This is a genomic window from Agrococcus jenensis (assembly GCF_003752465.1).
Lineage (GTDB): Bacteria > Actinomycetota > Actinomycetes > Actinomycetales > Microbacteriaceae > Agrococcus > Agrococcus jenensis.
In genome coordinates, this window is record NZ_RKHJ01000001.1 from 758,238 (window position 1) to 774,495 (window position 16,258).

The following is a 16,258-nucleotide window of genomic DNA, read 5'->3' on the forward strand; positions in this document are numbered from 1 at the left end:
TCCTGCTGGATCAGGAGCCGGACTGCGCCTCGCCCTGCACGCGGTCCTTCGCCTGCTGGGCCTCGCCCTGCACGCGGTCCTTCGCCTGCTGCGCGTCGTCCTTGACCTGGCCGGCGGCGCCCTGCGCCTCGTCCTTGACGTTGGCCGTGGCGTCCTGCGCCGTCTCCTTGACCGACTGCGCGGCGTCCTGCGCGGGCTGCTTCAGGTGCTCGCCCGCCTCCTTCGCGACGTCCTTCGCCTCCTCCATGAGGGGCTGGGCGCTCTCCTTGACCTTGGCGGCGGCCTGCTTCTCGGGCTCGCTCGCCGGGATCAGCGACGCGATGAGCGCGCCGACGCCGAAGGCGATGAGGCCGACCGCGAGCGGGTTGCCCTTCGCCTTGCGGGCGACGGTCTGCGCGGCGTCCTGAGCGCCCTCGCCGACGCGGCCGACGGCGCCCTGCACGTTGCCGACGGCCCCGTGCACGCTGTCACCGACGCGGTCGCCCACGCGGCCGACGGCTCCGGAGTCAGCGGGGTGGTCGCTGCCGAACAGGCGCTCCTTGACGTCACCGATCGCGGCCTTGGCTCGCGTCGCCTGACGGTCGACCATGCTGCTGGGCGAGACCTTCTCGGCGAGCGCGTCCACGTCGCCGCTGACCTCGTTGCGGGTGCGGTCGATCCGCGCGCGGATCTCCTCGGGTGTCTCAGTCATCGGTTCTCCTCCTTGGTGTGCAGTGCATCGGGGATGTGCTTGACGGAGTCGACCGTCTCGGGCATCGGCTCCACCTGCTTGAGCGCCTTGCGGCCCTGCAGGAAGAGCACGAGGGCGACCACGGCCCAGATGATGGCGACGATGAGCGCGCCCCATCCGAGGTGGTCGAGCAGGTCGCCGAGGACGAACATCAGCGTCAGCGACAGGAACAGGACCACGAGGTGACCGGCGTAGCCGGCGCCTCCCAGCATCCCTGCACCCTTGCCGGCGCGCTTCGCCTGCTCGATGCCCTCCGCCTTCGCGAGCGCGATCTCATCGCGCATGAGGGCGGAGACGTCCTGCATCAGGTCGCCGACGATGTCGCCGATCGACTGCTGCGCCGCTCGGCGCTCGGCGTCGTTCGTGGCTGCCGCGACGACCGGGTCCTCGTGGGCGGCATGCGCGCCGGGCGCGCCGTACTCGGTGCTGCTCACAGCCCGCGCTCCTCCGTGGGACGGGTCCCGTAGATGGCGTCGTCCGCGGCGGTGCCGGTCAGGGGCTCGTCGACCCATGCGGCGGTGTCGACCGCCGAGTGGCGCGGCGCGGTGACGTCACCGGTCGTGCCGGTGCCGTAGTCCGAGCCGGTCGCGTAGTCCGAACCGGTGCCGTAGGCGGAGCCAGTGCCGTAGGCGGCGCCAGTGCCGTAGGCGGCGCCGGTCGTGGTGCCGTACGTCGGGCCGGTCGTGCCGGCCGTGGCGGCCCGCTCGTCCTTGGCGCCCGCGATGAGGCCGCTCGTGAGGCGGCCGACCAGCAGGCCCGCGACGCCCGAGATGGCGATGAACGTCACCGGGTTGCGGCGCGCGTAGCGCTTGAGCTCCTCGAGGAGATCCGCGGGCTCGCGCTCGCTGATCCAGCTCGCGGCCGACTCCACGCGGCTGCCGACCTCGCCGATGATCTGCGAGGCGACGCCGTCCGTGCCGCCGCTGCCCGACGACAGCGAGCTGAGGTCGCTCGCGATGGTGCGGAGGCCGTCGGCGGCGCGGTGCTGCTGCGTCGAGGCCTGGCTGCGCGCCTCCTGCAGCGTCGTGTCGAGCAGCTGGCGAGCCTGCTGCTTCGCCTCGGTGGCGACGTTGCGCGCCTCGTCCTTCGCGGTGCCCGCGACGCGGCCTGCGGCGTCCTTGGCGGACTCGCCCACGTTGGCGGCCTCCTCCTTGGCGGTGTCCTTCACGTCCTTGGCGGACTCCTTGGCGGTGTCCTTCACGCCCGAGGTCTGCCCGCTACCGGTCGACGGCGTGGTCGTGATGGGCGGCACGGTGGTGCCCGTCGCGGGCGTCGCCGCTACCGGCACGGTCGGGCTGTCGAAGACCGCCTCAGCCTCGGGCGGGAGCCCAGCGGGCCGACGGAGCGGGTCATTGGGCTGGTATGCGTCGGTCATGAGTCATCCAATCCTGTTGACGCGGGAGGTTGTCCCCCTGCTCCTATGGACTCTGTACCCCATTCCTGAACGTTGCATCCGTGCTGGCCTGAAGACGTCTGCGGCCTGTGGCACGCTTCCGGCATGGCATCCACGGGGACGCAGGGCGGCACGGCGGACCGGCCCGCGAGGTTCTTCCGCGACGCGGCGGAGTTCCGCGCATGGCTCGAGGCGAATCACGAGACGGCCACCGAGCTGTGGATGGGGCTCAACGCGAAGCACGTCGAACCGCGCGGCCTGACGTGGGCCGAGGCGGTGCCGGAGGCGCTCTGCTTCGGCTGGATCGACTCCCTCTCGCAGCGCATCGACGACGACGCGCGGCGCCAGCGCTGGACGCCGCGGAAGGCGACCTCGAACTGGTCGGCCGTCAACGTGGCGCACGTCGAGCGGCTCACGACGGAGGGGCGGATGCGCCCGGCAGGGATCGCCGCGTTCGAGGCCCGCCGCGACGACCGCACCGCGATCTACGCCTACGAGACGCAGGTGGATGCGCTGCCGCCCGAGCTGCAGGCCCACCTCGACGCGTCGCCCGCGGCGCAGGCGTTCCTGGCCGCCGCGACCGCGACCTACCGGCGCGGCGCGACCGCCTGGGTGCTCGGCGCGAAGCGCGCGGAGACGCGCGAGCAGCGGGCGCGGCAGCTCGCCGACGACTCCGCCGCGGGCAGGCTCATCCCACCGCAGCGCTACGGCGAGACCCCGAAGTGGGTCGAGCGCGCGGCGGCTGCGGCGCGCGCCGCCGGCTGAGCGCGCCCCGTCGCGGCGGCGGCGGGCGCTACCGCTCCAGGTAGCGGGCGAGGTTCGCGAGCGACGAGCCGAGGCCCACCTCGTGGTCCTCCTGCGCGATGCCGGCCGGCACATCCGTCGCCGAGACCGTCACCCGCGTGCCTGCCTGCACCGGCTCGAGCCGCCACGTCATGAGCATGTCGCCGCGGAAGCGCTCCTCGTCGGTCTCGAACGCCACCCGCTGCACGACCAGCCGGCCGGGGACGAGCTCGACGAAGGTGACGACCGACGCATCCGTGTCGTCGGTCGTCTTCGTGTCGTCGGGGTGCTCGAAGCGCAGCACGGCGCGGAAGCCGCCACGCTCGCGGGCATCCATGTCCTCGATCGTGCCGGTCGTGCCCTCGGGCGGCAGCCAGGCGGCGAGCGCGACCGGGTCGAGCAGCGCCTCGTAGACGCGCTCGGGCGCGACCGCGATCACGGTGCCCGCGCGGTCGATGCGCGTCCCGGCCTCGGAGGCATCCGACGCGCCGACGCGACCGCTCGCGATCGCGCGCACGGCAGCGGCGAGCCCGAGCGCGAGGTCGTCGAACGTCAGCGCGGACGCGGTGGGCGCCGCGGCCGCGTCGGTCTCGCGCCCGACGCCCGCGGTGCCGCCCGAGCGCACCGCCGGCACGTGCACGAAGCCACCGGGCACGTCGAGGCCCGCGGCGAGGTAGGCGACGTGGTTGCAGAGGAAGCGGCCGGCATCGGCGCTCGGATGCGCGGGCAGGCCGACCGCGAGGATCGCGCCCGCGAGCGCGTCGACGTCGAAGCCGGATGCGCGCCGCGGCGGGCCGTCCGGATCGATCGGCGTGCCCTGCGGCTGGTCGCCGTCGTTGTCCGGGATGCGGGCGTCGTCCTCGTTCACGCCCCAGCGCTCCGGCGTGATCGCCGCCCGGCCGCCGGCCTCGCCGACCGCGAGCACGGCATCCGGCCGGTGCTCGGCGACGAGCGCCGCGAGCGCCTCCCCCGCTGCAGCGAAGGCGACCGGCAGCGTGCCGGTGACGAGCTCGACGCCCGGCTGCGGGTCCGCCGACCAGGCCCGTTCCAGCCGCCGCACCGCCTCGAGGCTCGCGTTCTCGGCGTCGCCGCCGAAGGGCTCGAAGCCGGTCACGAGGATGCGCATGCGACCCAGTCTGCCCCGCGTCTCGATCCGGGACACCCCGGGTGCTACTCCTCGAAGTCGATCGCGATCGGCATGTGGTCGGAGAGCGCGGGCCGCGCGAGGCGGACCTGCCGCGATCGCGGCAGGTCATCGGCGCTCAGGATGTGGTCGATCTGCACGAGCGGCCGCTGCTGCGGGAAGGTCGCGCCGCGCGCCAGGAGGTCGGCCTGCGCGACCCGGCGCGCGACCGCGGGCGGGAGGTTGAGGTCCCCCATCAGCACCCTCGGCCCCGGCAGCTGGCGCAGCCATCGCATCGTCCGCCGCAGCTGCCGCACGTTGACGCCCTGCAGGAACGACAGGTGCGTGCAGGCCACCGTCCAATCGCCGAGGGGCGTGCGGATCGTGGCCGCGACGACCGCGCGCGGCTCGTCGCGGAGCCAGAGGACGCTGCGCGTCTCGGGCATCAGCACGGGCGCGCGGAAGCGCTCCGAGGACTCGAGCCGGAGCACGTGCCAGCGGAGCACCGGATATCTCGAGACGAGCGCGATGCCGTAGCCGTCGGCGACCGCGTCGAGGTCTGCGGCCTCCGCGGCGCGCCACTCGCGCGCGGGGTCGCCGATGATGGCGGGCACGAACCGCGCGACGGCGCTGCCCGTCGCCTCGGCGGCGATCTCGGCGAGGTCGAGCAGCCCGGAGCGCGCCTGCCCGCGATCGACCTCCTGGAGCGCGAGCACATCGGCGTCGATCGCCGCGATCGCTCGGGCGAAGCGATCCCCATCGACAGCGGCGTCGGCGCTCGTCCGGCCGTGCAGGACGTTCCACGAGGCGAGCCGCATGCTTGCATCCTGCCTGCGGAGGCCTCCCCGCACGGGATGCCGCGCGGCACGGCAGGATGAGACCGTGACGATCGCAGGCCTCGACGTGGGCGGGACGAAGATCGCGGGGGTCGCCCTCCGCGGGCGCGGCGGCGACCCAGGCAGCGGTCCGGTGTGGGCCGAGGACGACGTGCTGGCGCGCACCCACCGTGCCCACCGCATCCACGGGCCCGAGGCGCTGCTCGACGCGCTCGAGGCGGCGGTGCGCGAGCTCGACGAGCTGCTCGCCGAGGAGGGCCACGCGCCGATCGAGGCTGTCGGCCTCGCCATCGCGGCGTGGCTGACGCGCGACCGCGAGGTCGTCACCTGGGCGGCGCACCTCGCGGTGCGCGACTTCGCCCTCCGCGCGGCGCTCGCCGACCGGCTCGGCGTGCCGGTGACGATCGACAACGACGCGAACGGCTACCTGGTCGGCGAGGCGGCGATGGGCGCGGCGGCGGATGCGTCGTCGTCGATCCTCATCGCGCTCGGCACCGGCGTCGGTGGCGCGTTCGTCGTCGACGGCCGGCCGCTCATCGGTGCGCACGGCCTCGGCGGCGAGCTCGGCCACGTGACCGTCGACGAGCAGGGACCGGTCTGCTCGTGCACGGCGCGCGGCTGCATCGAGGCCTACGCGGGCGGCAACGCGCTCGCGCGCGACGCGGCCGCGGTGCCGGCGGCGGTCGCGCTCGCGCCGGGCGGCCGGGCGACCGCCGTGCACCTCGAGCGCGCGGCGCGGGCCGGTGACGCGACCGCGCTCGCCGTGCTCGAGCGGGCCGGATGGGCGGTGGCCGCGGGGCTGCGCCGCCTGCTGCCGGCCTTCGATCCCGAGGTGGTCGTGCTCGGCGGCCGCGTGATGCTCGAGTGCGCCGACCTGCTGCTGCCGGTGATCGAGCGGGAGCTCGCCGCCCACGCGCCGCTGCAGGGCGTCCCGCAGCCGCGTCGGCTCGAGCTCGCCCGCCTGGGCGGCCACGCCGCAGCGATCGGCGCGGCGGTGCTCGCCTCGCGCTGACCGTAGGCGCCGCAGCGCGGGCCACGCCCGTCGCTCAGGCCTCCGTCCGGTCCTCTCGCCCGTCGATGCCGCCGCCCAGCTCGAAGCGGTAGCCGCTGCCGTCGGCGGTGACGATGTGCACGGGCTCGCTCGGCTCGGGCTCGAGCTTCTTGCGCAGCTGCGCGATGTAGAAGCGGAGGTTGCTGGACGTGCGCGAGTAGTACGGCCCCCACATCGCGTCGAGCAGCGACTCGCGGGAGACCGCCCTGCCCTGCTGCTCGACGAGGAGCTCGAGCAGCCGCCACTCGGTCGGCGTCAGGCGGATCGCCCGTTCGCCCTGCATCGCGCGGCGCGCGGCGAAGTCGACGGAGATGCCGGCGAAGGCGATCGTGCCGAGGTTGGGCTCGTCGGGGATGCGCCGGCTGAGCGCACGGAGCCGTGCCAGCAGCTCGTCGATCGCGAACGGCTTGGTGATGTAGTCGTCAGCGCCCACGTCGAGCGCCTCCACCTTGTCGGCCGAGCCCGTGCGTCCGGAGACGACGAGGATCGGCGTCGACGACCAGCCGCGGATGGCCTGGATCACCTCGATCCCGTCGAGGCCGGGCATGCCGAGGTCGAGCATGATGAGATCCGGCCGGGCGTCGACCGCGAGCGAGACGGCCGCGGTGCCGTCGGGGGCGGCGATCACCTCGTAGCCCTTGGCGGTGAGCGTGATGCGGAGGGCGCGCAGCAGCTGCGGGTCGTCGTCGGCGATGAGGATCTTCATGCTGACTCCTGGGCGGCGTCGGCCGCGTGCAGGGTGACGACCATGGTGAGGCCGCCTCCGGGTGTGTCTTCCGCCTCGAGCGTGCCACCCATGCCCTCGACGAAGCCCCGCGACAGGGCGAGCCCGAGGCCGAGCCCGGTCGTGTTGTCGGTGTCGCCGAGCCGCTGGAAGGGCACGAACACCTCGTCGCGTCGATCTGCCGGGATGCCGGGTCCGTGATCGACGATGCGCACCTCGACGCGCCCGGCGAAGGCGCTCGTGGCGATGCGGACGCGGGCGTCCGGCGGCGAGTGGCGGCGAGCGTTCGCGAGCACGTTCACGAGCACGCGCTGCAGCAGCACGGGGTCGGCGAGCACGTCGGTCGACGCAGCTGCGTCCATCGCGTCGAGGTCGAGGTCGACCTCCGCAGCCGACAGCTCCAGCTCCTCCACAGCGGCCAGCACGACGGCGGCGGGGTCGACACGGGTGGACGAGATCGCCAGCACGCCGGCCTGGAGCCGCGAGACGTCGAGCAGATCGGTGAGGAGGGCCGTGAGGGCCTCCAACGACTCCTCCGCTGTCGCGAGCAGCTCGTCACGATCCTCGTCCGCGAGCATGTCGCCGGTGGCCCGCAGCCCGCTGACCGCGGCGACCGCGGCCGCGAGCGGCCGTCGCAGGTCGTGGCTGACGGCCGCGAGCAGGGCGGTGCGGACCTTGTCGTTGGCGGCGAGCGGCGCGACCTCGCTCGCCGTCTCGGCGAGGTCGTCGCGCTCGAGGGCGGCCTCGAGCTGCGCGACGATCACGCCCAGCAGCCGGCGCTCGTTCGCGGCGAGCTCGCGGCCGTGCAGCTGGAGCGTCGCCTGGTCGCCGACCGGGATCGATGCGGGCTCCCGCGTCGACGCACCCGACCGGAGGGCGACCGTGCCGCCGTCGACGAGGGCGACGCTCTCGAGCCCGAACGCCTCACGGGCGCGCTCGACGAGCGCCTGCAGCGCGTCGTCGCCGCGCAGCACGCTGCCGGCGACCATCGCGAGCAGCTCCGCCTCCGCCGCTGCCCGTCGGGCGGCTCGGGTCTGGCGAGCAGCCCTGTCGACGACGATGCTGACGAGCACGGCGATGATGACGTACAGCGCGATGGTCGCCGCATGCACCGGCTCGTCGATCGAGATCGTGTAGATCGGGTCCGTGAACAGGAAGTTCAGCGTCAGACCGCTCATGACCGCGGCGAACACCGCAGGCCACAGGCCACCGACGAGCGCGACGATCACGACGAGCAGCTGGAAGGCGAGCACGTCCGTGGTGAGCAGGTCCTGCTCCTCCTCCCGGGCGCCGGCGAGCAGCCACGCCAGCAGCGGCCCGGCGGTGAGCGCGAGCGCGAAGCCCGCGACCCGACGACCTGTGGAGAGCGCGCTGCCGAGCTGCGGCAGTCGGAGCTTGCCCCCGGCTGCCGCGTGGTTGACGACGTGCACGTCGATGCGTCCGGCGGCGCGGATCACGCTCTGCCCGATGCCGGGGCCGGTGAGCGCCGACTGCAGCCGACCGCGGCGGGACACACCGATCACCAGCTGCGTCGCGTTCACGGCCTTCGCGAAGTCGACCAGTGCTGCCGGGATGTCGTCGCCGACGACCTGGTGGAAGGTGCCGCCCAGCTCCTCGACGAGCGCGCGCTGCCGGGCCAGCGCCTCGGGATCGCCACGGCGGAGACCGTCCTGCGTCGTGACGTGCACCGCGAGGAGCTCGCCGCCGGACGAGCGGGTGGCGATGCGCGCGCCGCGCCGCAGCAGCGTCTCGCCCTCGACCCCACCGGTGAGCGTCACGACGACGCGCTCGCGCGCCTCCCACGACGCGTCGATGCCCTGCTCGGCTCGGTACCGCTGCAGCGCCTGGTCCACCTCGTCGGCGAGCCACAGGAGCGCCAGCTCGCGGAGCGCGGTGAGGTTGCCGAGGCGGAAGTAGTTCGACAGGGCCGCGTCGATGCGCTCGGCCGGGTAGACGCTGCCGCCCGCGAGCCGATCGCGCAGCGCCTGCGGCGAGAGGTCCACGACCTCGACCGTGTCGGCCTCGCGCAGCACGTGGTCGGGGATGGTCTCGCGCTGCGCGATGCCGGTGATCCGCTGGACCACGTCGTGGAGCGACTCGATGTGCTGGATGTTGACGGTCGAGATCACGTCGATGCCGGCGTCGAGCAGCACGTGCACGTCCTGCCAGCGCTTCTCGTTGCGGCTCCCGGGCGCGTTCGTGTGCGCGAGCTCGTCGACGAGCGCGAGCTCCGGCGCCCTGCGGAGCACGGCGTCGAGGTCCATCTCGTCGAGGCGCATGCCTCGGTGCGTGACGTCGGCGCGCGGCACGACCTCGAGGTCCGCGACCATGGCCGCGGTCGCGGCACGCCCGTGCGTCTCGACGAGCGCCACGACCACATCGCGCCCCTCGGCATGCAGCCGCCTGCCCTCCTCGAGCATCGTGTAGGTCTTGCCGACGCCGGGGGCGGCGCCGAGCAGCACACGCAGCCGCCCCCGTGCCACGTCAGCCGTCCAGGCCGTCGAGCGCGACGTTCAGCTCGAGCACGTGCACCACGGGCGCGCCGCCGATGCCGGCGACGGGGGTGGTGGTGTGCGCGGCGACGAGCGCCTGCAGCACGGCCGGGTCGAGTCCGCGCTCGACGGCGACGCGCTCCACCTGGATGGCGGCGTACGCGGGCGAGATGTGCGGGTCGAGGCCGGAGGCGGAGGCGGTCACCGCGTCGGCGGGCACATCCTCCTCGGCGACGCCGTTGCGCTCCGCCACCTCTGCGCGGCGCTCCTCCACAGCGGCGATGAGCTCCGGGCTCTCCGGGCCGAGGTTCGAGCCGGAGGAGAGCCCGCCGTCGTACCCGTCGCCCGCCGCGGACGGCCGGGGCTGGAAGTACGCCGGCAGCGGCTCGCCGTCGGCGCCGGTGAAGGGCTGGCCGATCGAGGACGACCCGATCACTCGCCCCTCATCGTCGCGGAGGAGGGAGCCGTTCGCCTGAGCGGGGAGGGCCAGCTGGCCGATGCCGGTGATCGCCAGCGTGTAGAGCACGCCGGTGGTGATGGTCAGGACCGCGACGGCCCGCACCGACACCCACAGGGTGCGGACAGTGGTTCTGGTGCTGGACATGGGTGCCTCTCAGAAGCCGGGGATGAGGCGCACGACGAGGTCGAGGAGCCAGATGCCGATGAAGGGGGCGACGAGACCGCCGAGCCCGTAGACCAGGAGGTTGCGGCCCAGCAGCTGGGACGCCGCGACCGGCCGGTAGCGCACACCCTTGAGGGCGAGCGGGATGAGCGCCACGATCACCAGCGCGTTGAAGATGACGGCTGACAGTACCGCGGACGCCGGCGAGTGCAGCCCCATGACGTTGAGCACGCCGAGCCCGGGGAACACGCCCATGAACATCGCCGGGATGATGGCGAAGTACTTCGCGACGTCGTTGGCGATCGAGAACGTCGTCAGCGCGCCGCGGGTGATGAGCAGCTGCTTGCCGATCCGCACGATGTCGATGAGCTTCGTGGGATCCGAGTCGAGGTCGACCATGTTGCCCGCCTCCTTCGCCGCCGACGTGCCCGAGTGCATCGCGACGCCCACGTCCGCCTGCGCGAGCGCAGGGGCGTCGTTCGTGCCGTCGCCCGTCATGGCCACGAGGCTGCCGCCCTCCTGCTCCTTCCGGATGAGCGCGAGCTTCTGCTCGGGCGTCGCCTCGGCGAGGTAGTCGTCGACCCCTGCCTCCTTCGCGATCGCCGCAGCGGTGAGCGGGTTGTCGCCCGTGATCATCACGGTGCGGATGCCCATGGCGCGCAGCTCCGCGAAGCGCTCCGTCAGGCCCTCCTTGACGACGTCCTTGAGGTGGACGACGCCCAGGGCGCGAGCCGGCGCGCCCGGTGCGGCGATCGCGACGACGAGCGGCGTGCCGCCGGATGACGCGATCGCGTCGGTCGCGGCTCCGAGCGCCTGCGCGTCCGCCTCGGAGAGCGGCGCCCCCTCTGCCGCGAGCCACGCGCGCACCGCCGAGCCGGCGCCCTTGCGGATCCGGGTGCCGTCGGGCCGGTCGAGTCCCGACATGCGCGTCTCCGCGGTGAAGGGGACGACGTCGCCCGGCGTCCGCGCGTCGAGCGTCATCCCCTCGGCGCGCGCCAGCTCCACGATGGACTGGCCCTCCGGCGTGGGATCCGCGAGCGACGAGAGCGCCGCCGCACGCAGCAGGTCCTCGCGGGTGACGCCCGCGAGCGGCACCACGTCCGTCGCGCGGCGGTTGCCGTAGGTGATCGTGCCGGTCTTGTCGAGCAGCAGCGTCGTCACGTCGCCAGCCGCCTCGACGGCGCGGCCCGACATCGCCAGGACGCCGCGCTGCACGAGCCGGTCCATCCCGGCGATGCCGATCGCGCTCAGCAGCGCGCCGATCGTCGTGGGGATGAGGCACACGAGGAGCGCGATGAGCACGGCGAGGGACACGGGGCTCGCGGCGTACGACGCGATCGGGTTGAGCGTGAGCGCCACGAGCACGAAGACGATCGACAGCGACGCGAGCAGGATGTCGAGCGCGATCTCGTTCGGCGTCTTCTGCCTCGCGGCGCCCTCGACGAGCGAGATCATCCGGTCCACGAACGTCTCGCCCGGCTTCGACGTGATGCGCACGACGATGCGGTCGGAGAGCACGCGCGTGCCGCCGGTGACGGCGCTGCGGTCACCGCCCGACTCGCGGATGACGGGCGCGGACTCGCCCGTGATGGCCGACTCGTCGACGGAGGCGACGCCCCACACGACGTCGCCGTCCCCGGGGATCAGCTCGCCCGCCGTGACGACGACGTGGTCGCCCAGCCGCAGGTCGCTCGAGGCGACCGCGGCCGTGCGCGCGCGCTCGGCGGGCGCGTCGGCGTCGGCGTCGTAGGCGTGCACCCGCTGCGCGGTCGTGCTGGTCCTGGTGGCGCGCAGCGAGTCGGCCTGCGCCCTGCCCCGCCCCTCCGCGATCGCCTCGGCGAGGTTCGCGAAGAGCACCGTCAGCCAGAGCCACACGGCGATGATGGCGGTGAAGGCCACCGGCACCTGCGTGCCGCCGGACGTGCCGGGGCCGCCCGCGAAGGGCTCGATGACGGCGATCGCCGTGGTGAGGACGGCCCCCGCCCAGACGATGAGCATGACGGGGTTGTGCCACAGGTGCCGGGGCGACAGTCGTCGGACGGCGCCCGGGACGGCCTGCCGGACCTGCTCCCAACCGATGCCCGAGCGCTTCGTCTCGGGGGGTGCTGCGGGCGCCTCGGGCGCCTGGATGACGGCGGTCATGCGACCAGCCCTTCTGCGAGCGGACCGAGCGCGAGCACCGGGAAGTAGGTGAGCGCGGTCACGAGGATGATGACGCCGGCGGTGAGCCCGACGAACAGCGGCTTGTGCGTCGGCAGGGTGCCGGCGGTCGCCGGCACGTGGTCCTGCTTCGCCAGGGAGCCGGCGAGCGCGAGCACGAGGATGATCGGGAGGAAGCGGCCCAGCAGCATCGCGACGCCGAGCGCGGCGTTGAACCAGTCGGTGTTCGCGGTGAGCCCTGCGAATGCCGAGCCGTTGTTGTTCGCGGCCGACGTGAACGCGTACAGCACCTCGGTCAGCCCGTGGACGCCGGGGTTCCAGATCGACGTGCCCTCGACATCGGCGCGCACCGCGGGGACCGCGAACGACAGCGCGGTGCCGATGAGCACGAGCGCCGGTGTGATGAGGATGGACAGGCTTGCGAGCTTGATCTGGGTGGTGCTGATCTTCTTGCCGAGGTACTCGGGCGTGCGACCCACGAGCAGACCGGCGATGAAGACCGCGATGATCGAGAGCACGAGGATGCCGTAGAGGCCGGTGCCGACGCCGCCCGGCGCGACCTCGCCGAGCATCATCGCGAGGAGCGGCATCATGCCGCCGAGCGCGGTCCACGAGTCGTGCATCGAGTTCACCGCACCCGTCGAGGTGCCGGTCGACACGATGCCGAACAGGACGGATCCGGGGATGCCGAACCGGGCCTCCTTGCCCTCCATCGCGGCACCGGCGAGGCCGGGGGCCGTCCCGGCGCCGGCGAGTTCGAACGCCATCGCGGCCGCCCACAGCGCCAGGAACAGCACGCCCATGACGGCGAGGATCGCGTAGCCCTGCTTGCGGTCCCCGACCATGGTGCCGAGCATGCGCGGCATGGCCGACGGGATGAGCAGCATCAGCAGGATCTGCAGGATGTTGGTCCAGGCGGCAGGGTTCTCGAACGGGTGGGCGGCGTTCGCGTTGAAGAAGCCGCCGCCGTTCGTCCCGAGCAGCCGGATGGACTCCTGCGACGCCACCGGGCCGCCGGGCAGCACCTGCGCGGCGCCCGTGAGCGTCTGGATGTCCTGGAAGCCGTTGAAGTTCTGGATGACGCCCCCGACGAGCAGCACGAGCGCGCCCAGGATCGAGATCGGCAGCAGCACGCGGACGGTGCCGCGGACGAGGTCGACCCAGAAGTTGCCGATCGTGCCCGAGCGGCGGTGGGCGAGACCGCGCACGAGCGCCACCGCGACGGCCATGCCGACGGCTGCAGAGACGAAGTTCTGGACCACGAGCCCCGCGAGCTGCACCGTGTAGCCGAGGGTCGACTCGGGGAGGTACGACTGCCAGTTCGTGTTGGCCGTGAAGGATGCCGCCGTGCTCATCGACAGCAGCTCTGGCACCGCCGGCAGGCCGAGCGAGTACGGCAGCACGGGCTGCAGCCGCTGCAGCGCGTACACCGCGAGCATGCCGACGAGCGAGAACCCGAGGATGGCGCGAGCGTAGGCCTGCCACGTCTGCTCGGACTCCGGGTCGACGCCGATCACGCGGTAGATCCCGCGCTCGATGCGCAGGTCCCGCGTCGACGTGTAGGTGTGCGCGAGGAAGTCGCCGAGCGGGCGGTGCACGACCGCGAGGGCGGCGACGACGACGAGGAGGGACGAGGCCCCCGAGAGCCACTCCATCAGAACCGCTCGGGACGCACGAGCGCGGTCGCGAGCAGCACGATCGCGCCGATCGCTGCGACGGCGGCGATGACTTCGACGATCATCACAGGCGCTCCACCGCCTTGACGACGAGCCCCAGGAGGGCGAACAGGGCGAGCGCGCTCGCCACGACGATCACGTCGAGCATGTGGATCAGCTTCTTCACTCGGGAGCACGACCGGGGAAGGTCGCGGCCGCCCCGCGGGGCGACGATCCGATCCAACGCCTCAGGCGACGACGGGATCGTCGCTCTCACGGCTTCCTCACGCCGAAGCGCCGACGCTCACGGCCTTCGCGCGCGCTCGGGACGCGACAAGGCCCCTCCCGGCGAGCGGGAGGGACCTTGTCGTGCCTCAGCTGAGGGGATGCGCGGGGATCAGCCCTGCGCGCGACGCGAGCCGCGGCGCTGCTGGCCGCCCTCGCTGCCGCCGGACTGCAGCGAGCCGCCGCCGGTCGACGACCACGCGACGGACGAGCCGCCGCGGGCTGCGCCGCCCTGGCCGCCACGGCCGCCGCGGGCCGGCTGGCCCGAGCGGGCGCCGCCCTGGCCACCGCGGCCGCCTGCTGCCGCAGGCTGCTTGACGTCGGGGCGACCCGAGCGGTCCTTGCGGGGACGCTCGGCACGAGCCGCGCCGCCACCGGCGCCGTGCGCGCTGGAACCTGCGACACCCTCGCGGGGTCCGCGACGGCCGCGACCGCCGGCCGAGCGGCCGCCGCCCTGCTGCTGCTGGATCTCGTTGCCCGAGCCGGGGCCGCCGGGGACGGGCGCCACGTGCGGCGCGTACGGTCCGACGAGCTCGTCGACGGCATCCGACGACGCGATGACCATCTGCGGCTTCGCGCCGATGCCGGCCTTGCGCAGCAGCGACATGGTGTCGCCGCGCTGCGAGGGCATCATCACCGTGACGACGTCGCCCGCCGAGCCGGCACGAGCCGTGCGGCCCGAGCGGTGCAGGTAGGCCTTGTGCTCCATGGGCGGGTCGACGTGGACGACGAGCTCGACGTTGTCGACGTGCACGCCGCGAGCGGCGACATCCGTCGCCACGAGCACGCGCACGATGCCCTCGGAGAACTGCGCGAGGTTGCGGTCGCGGGCGTTCTGCGACAGGTTGCCGTGCAGGTCGACGGCCGGGATGCCGGACGCGGTGAGGTGCTTCGCGAGCTTCTTCGCCTGGTGCTTCGTGCGGGTGAAGAGGATGCGACGGCCCTCGCCCGAGGCGAGGCGGCGCACGAGCAGGTTCTTGTCGTCGGCGCCGACCTCGAAGACGTGGTGCGTCATCGCGGCGACGGGCGAGTTCGCCTCGTCGACGGAGTGCATGACCTCGTTGGTGAGGAAGCGCTTCACGAGCTTGTCCACGCCGTTGTCGAGCGTCGCCGAGAACAGCAGGCGCTGGCCCGAGCTGGGCGTCTTGTCGAGGATCTTCGTGACGACCGGCAGGAAGCCGAGGTCGGCCATGTGGTCGGCCTCGTCGATGACGGTCATCTCGATGGCCGAGAGGCTCGCGACGCCCTGGTTCATGAGGTCCTCGAGGCGACCGGGGCAGGCGACGACGATGTCGACGCCGTTGCGGAGCGCGGTCTCCTGCGGGCGCTGCGAGACGCCGCCGAAGATGGTCGTGACGGTGAGGCCGGCGGCCTTGGCGAGCGGCGCGATCTCCGCGGCGATCTGGGTCGCGAGCTCGCGCGTCGGTGCGAGCACGAGGCCGAGCGGCAGGCCCTTGCGGCGACCGCCGCCGGCGAGCTCGCCGGAGAGGCGGGCGACGAGCGGGATCGAGAAGGCGAGCGTCTTGCCCGAGCCGGTCTTGCCGCGGCCGAGCACGTCGCGGCCCGCGAGGGTGTCGGGCAGCGTGTCCGCCTGGATCGGGAACGGCGTCTCGCGGTCCATGCCCTTGAGGGCGGTGACGAGCTTTGCGGGGACGCCCAGCTCGGCGAAGGTCAGTGTGGTGTCAGTCAATGCGTTGCTCTTTCGTTGAGCGTGCGCGTGCACCCTCGCCCCAGGCACGGCAGGACCGTGCGGGACGAGCAGTGGGTGCATCGACGCAGTTCGGCGAGCGCGACGGTGGTCGCGATCGTTCGCCGTGGAAGTTCGTCGACGCCCGGCTGGACCGGGCGGAGAGAGGAGCGTTCTACGACGCTGGGAAGTGGTTCCCGCTGGCGAGCCGGCTTCGACGCCCTGCTCGCACAGTGCCCCCAGTCTAGCAGGGGAGTCTGACATCGCGCCAGAGCGCCCGCCCGAGCCCTGACTTCCCCCTGCCGCCGCGGGCTCGACGGACGTAGGCTGGCTGACCTGAGCGGGCCCGGGGAGGTGCTGTGCTGCGACGCGACGCCATCGGCTTGGGGCTGCTCGTGCCCGGCTTCATCGCCGCCTACGCGGCGTTCGTGCTGCTCGGCACCCGGGTCTTCCCCACCGCCACGATCGCGGGGGACAACGGCATGGAGCATGCCGCGGTCTACTTCCTCGGCGTCGAGGGCGACTCGCCCGCGGTGCTGGCGCTGGTGCTCGGCTGGATCGCGCTCGGCGTCGTCGGCGCCGCGCTCGTCGCCGCCGGCCAGCGGCTCATCGCCACGGCCACCGCCGACGGACCGCCGCTGCGCCCCGTCGACGAGCCGTCCGTCTGGCATCGCTTCGACGTGTAGCCGCCGCGATGCACGTCCGCCTGGACGCCGC

14 protein-coding genes are annotated in these 16,258 nt (G+C 73.4%); 3 read left to right on the forward strand and 11 right to left on the reverse strand.

Annotated elements, in window-relative coordinates:
- Positions 1 to 10: 10 nt before the first annotated feature.
- From EDD26_RS03740 to EDD26_RS03750, 3 genes are read right to left on the reverse strand one after another with little or no spacing between them, the layout of a single operon-like run.
- The gene (locus EDD26_RS03740; protein ID WP_123696477.1) at positions 11 to 691 is read right to left on the reverse strand and encodes a DUF3618 domain-containing protein; all 681 of its coding nucleotides are present in this window, start codon (positions 689 to 691) and stop codon (positions 11 to 13) included.
- Positions 688 to 1,164, reverse strand: a complete 477-nt coding sequence (locus EDD26_RS03745; protein WP_425453395.1) for a phage holin family protein — start codon at positions 1,162 to 1,164, stop codon at positions 688 to 690. Before EDD26_RS03745 ends, EDD26_RS03740 begins: the two co-directional genes overlap by 4 nt.
- A complete protein-coding gene (locus EDD26_RS03750; protein ID WP_123696479.1) occupies positions 1,161 to 2,105 on the reverse strand; it encodes a hypothetical protein in 945 nt (314 codons plus the stop codon). The genes EDD26_RS03745 and EDD26_RS03750 overlap by 4 nt, the downstream gene beginning before the upstream one ends.
- Positions 2,106 to 2,228: 123 nt before the next feature.
- On the opposite strand from EDD26_RS03750, the gene EDD26_RS03755 reads away from it, so the two are divergent.
- Positions 2,229 to 2,888, forward strand: a complete 660-nt coding sequence (locus tag EDD26_RS03755) for a YdeI/OmpD-associated family protein (RefSeq protein WP_123696480.1) — start codon at positions 2,229 to 2,231, stop codon at positions 2,886 to 2,888.
- Positions 2,889 to 2,916: 28 nt separating this feature from the next.
- Here the strand turns inward: EDD26_RS03755 and EDD26_RS14895 are convergent, their stop codons facing one another.
- Positions 2,917 to 4,032, reverse strand: a complete 1,116-nt coding sequence (locus EDD26_RS14895; RefSeq protein ID WP_123696481.1) for a pyroglutamyl-peptidase I family protein — start codon at positions 4,030 to 4,032, stop codon at positions 2,917 to 2,919.
- Positions 4,033 to 4,076: 44 nt separating this feature from the next.
- Positions 4,077 to 4,847, reverse strand: a complete 771-nt coding sequence (locus EDD26_RS03765) for an endonuclease/exonuclease/phosphatase family protein (protein ID WP_123696482.1) — start codon at positions 4,845 to 4,847, stop codon at positions 4,077 to 4,079.
- Between the two features lie 64 nt (positions 4,848 to 4,911).
- Here EDD26_RS03765 and EDD26_RS03770 point away from each other — a divergent pair, with 64 nt between their 5' ends.
- The gene (locus tag EDD26_RS03770; RefSeq protein WP_170165522.1) at positions 4,912 to 5,877 is read left to right on the forward strand and encodes an ROK family protein; all 966 of its coding nucleotides are present in this window, start codon (positions 4,912 to 4,914) and stop codon (positions 5,875 to 5,877) included.
- Positions 5,878 to 5,911: 34 nt separating this feature from the next.
- Here the strand turns inward: EDD26_RS03770 and EDD26_RS03775 are convergent, their stop codons facing one another.
- From EDD26_RS03775 to EDD26_RS03800, 6 genes are all read right to left on the reverse strand, one after another.
- The gene (locus EDD26_RS03775; RefSeq protein WP_123696484.1) at positions 5,912 to 6,622 is read right to left on the reverse strand and encodes a response regulator transcription factor; all 711 of its coding nucleotides are present in this window, start codon (positions 6,620 to 6,622) and stop codon (positions 5,912 to 5,914) included.
- On the reverse strand, positions 6,619 to 9,123 hold the full coding sequence (locus EDD26_RS03780) for a sensor histidine kinase (protein ID WP_123696485.1): 2,505 nt from the start codon (positions 9,121 to 9,123) through the stop codon (positions 6,619 to 6,621). The genes EDD26_RS03775 and EDD26_RS03780 overlap by 4 nt, the downstream gene beginning before the upstream one ends.
- A 1-nt stretch (position 9,124) precedes the next feature.
- Positions 9,125 to 9,736, reverse strand: coding sequence for a potassium-transporting ATPase subunit KdpC (gene kdpC / locus EDD26_RS03785; RefSeq protein ID WP_123696486.1), 612 nt, complete (start codon positions 9,734 to 9,736; stop codon positions 9,125 to 9,127).
- Positions 9,737 to 9,745: 9 nt separating this feature from the next.
- Positions 9,746 to 11,896 carry a potassium-transporting ATPase subunit KdpB gene (gene kdpB, locus EDD26_RS03790; RefSeq protein ID WP_123696487.1) on the reverse strand — a complete coding sequence of 717 codons (2,151 nt, stop codon included), beginning with the start codon at positions 11,894 to 11,896 and terminating at the stop codon, positions 9,746 to 9,748.
- On the reverse strand, positions 11,893 to 13,569 hold the full coding sequence (gene kdpA / locus EDD26_RS03795) for a potassium-transporting ATPase subunit KdpA (protein WP_123696488.1): 1,677 nt from the start codon (positions 13,567 to 13,569) through the stop codon (positions 11,893 to 11,895). The genes kdpB and kdpA overlap by 4 nt, the downstream gene beginning before the upstream one ends.
- A gap of 397 nt (positions 13,570 to 13,966) precedes the next feature.
- On the reverse strand, positions 13,967 to 15,544 hold the full coding sequence (locus tag EDD26_RS03800) for a DEAD/DEAH box helicase (RefSeq protein WP_425453397.1): 1,578 nt from the start codon (positions 15,542 to 15,544) through the stop codon (positions 13,967 to 13,969).
- A gap of 356 nt (positions 15,545 to 15,900) precedes the next feature.
- Between EDD26_RS03800 and EDD26_RS03805 the strand changes: the two genes are divergently transcribed.
- Positions 15,901 to 16,227 carry a hypothetical protein gene (locus EDD26_RS03805; RefSeq protein ID WP_123696490.1) on the forward strand — a complete coding sequence of 109 codons (327 nt, stop codon included), beginning with the start codon at positions 15,901 to 15,903 and terminating at the stop codon, positions 16,225 to 16,227.
- Positions 16,228 to 16,258: the final 31 nt, after the last annotated feature.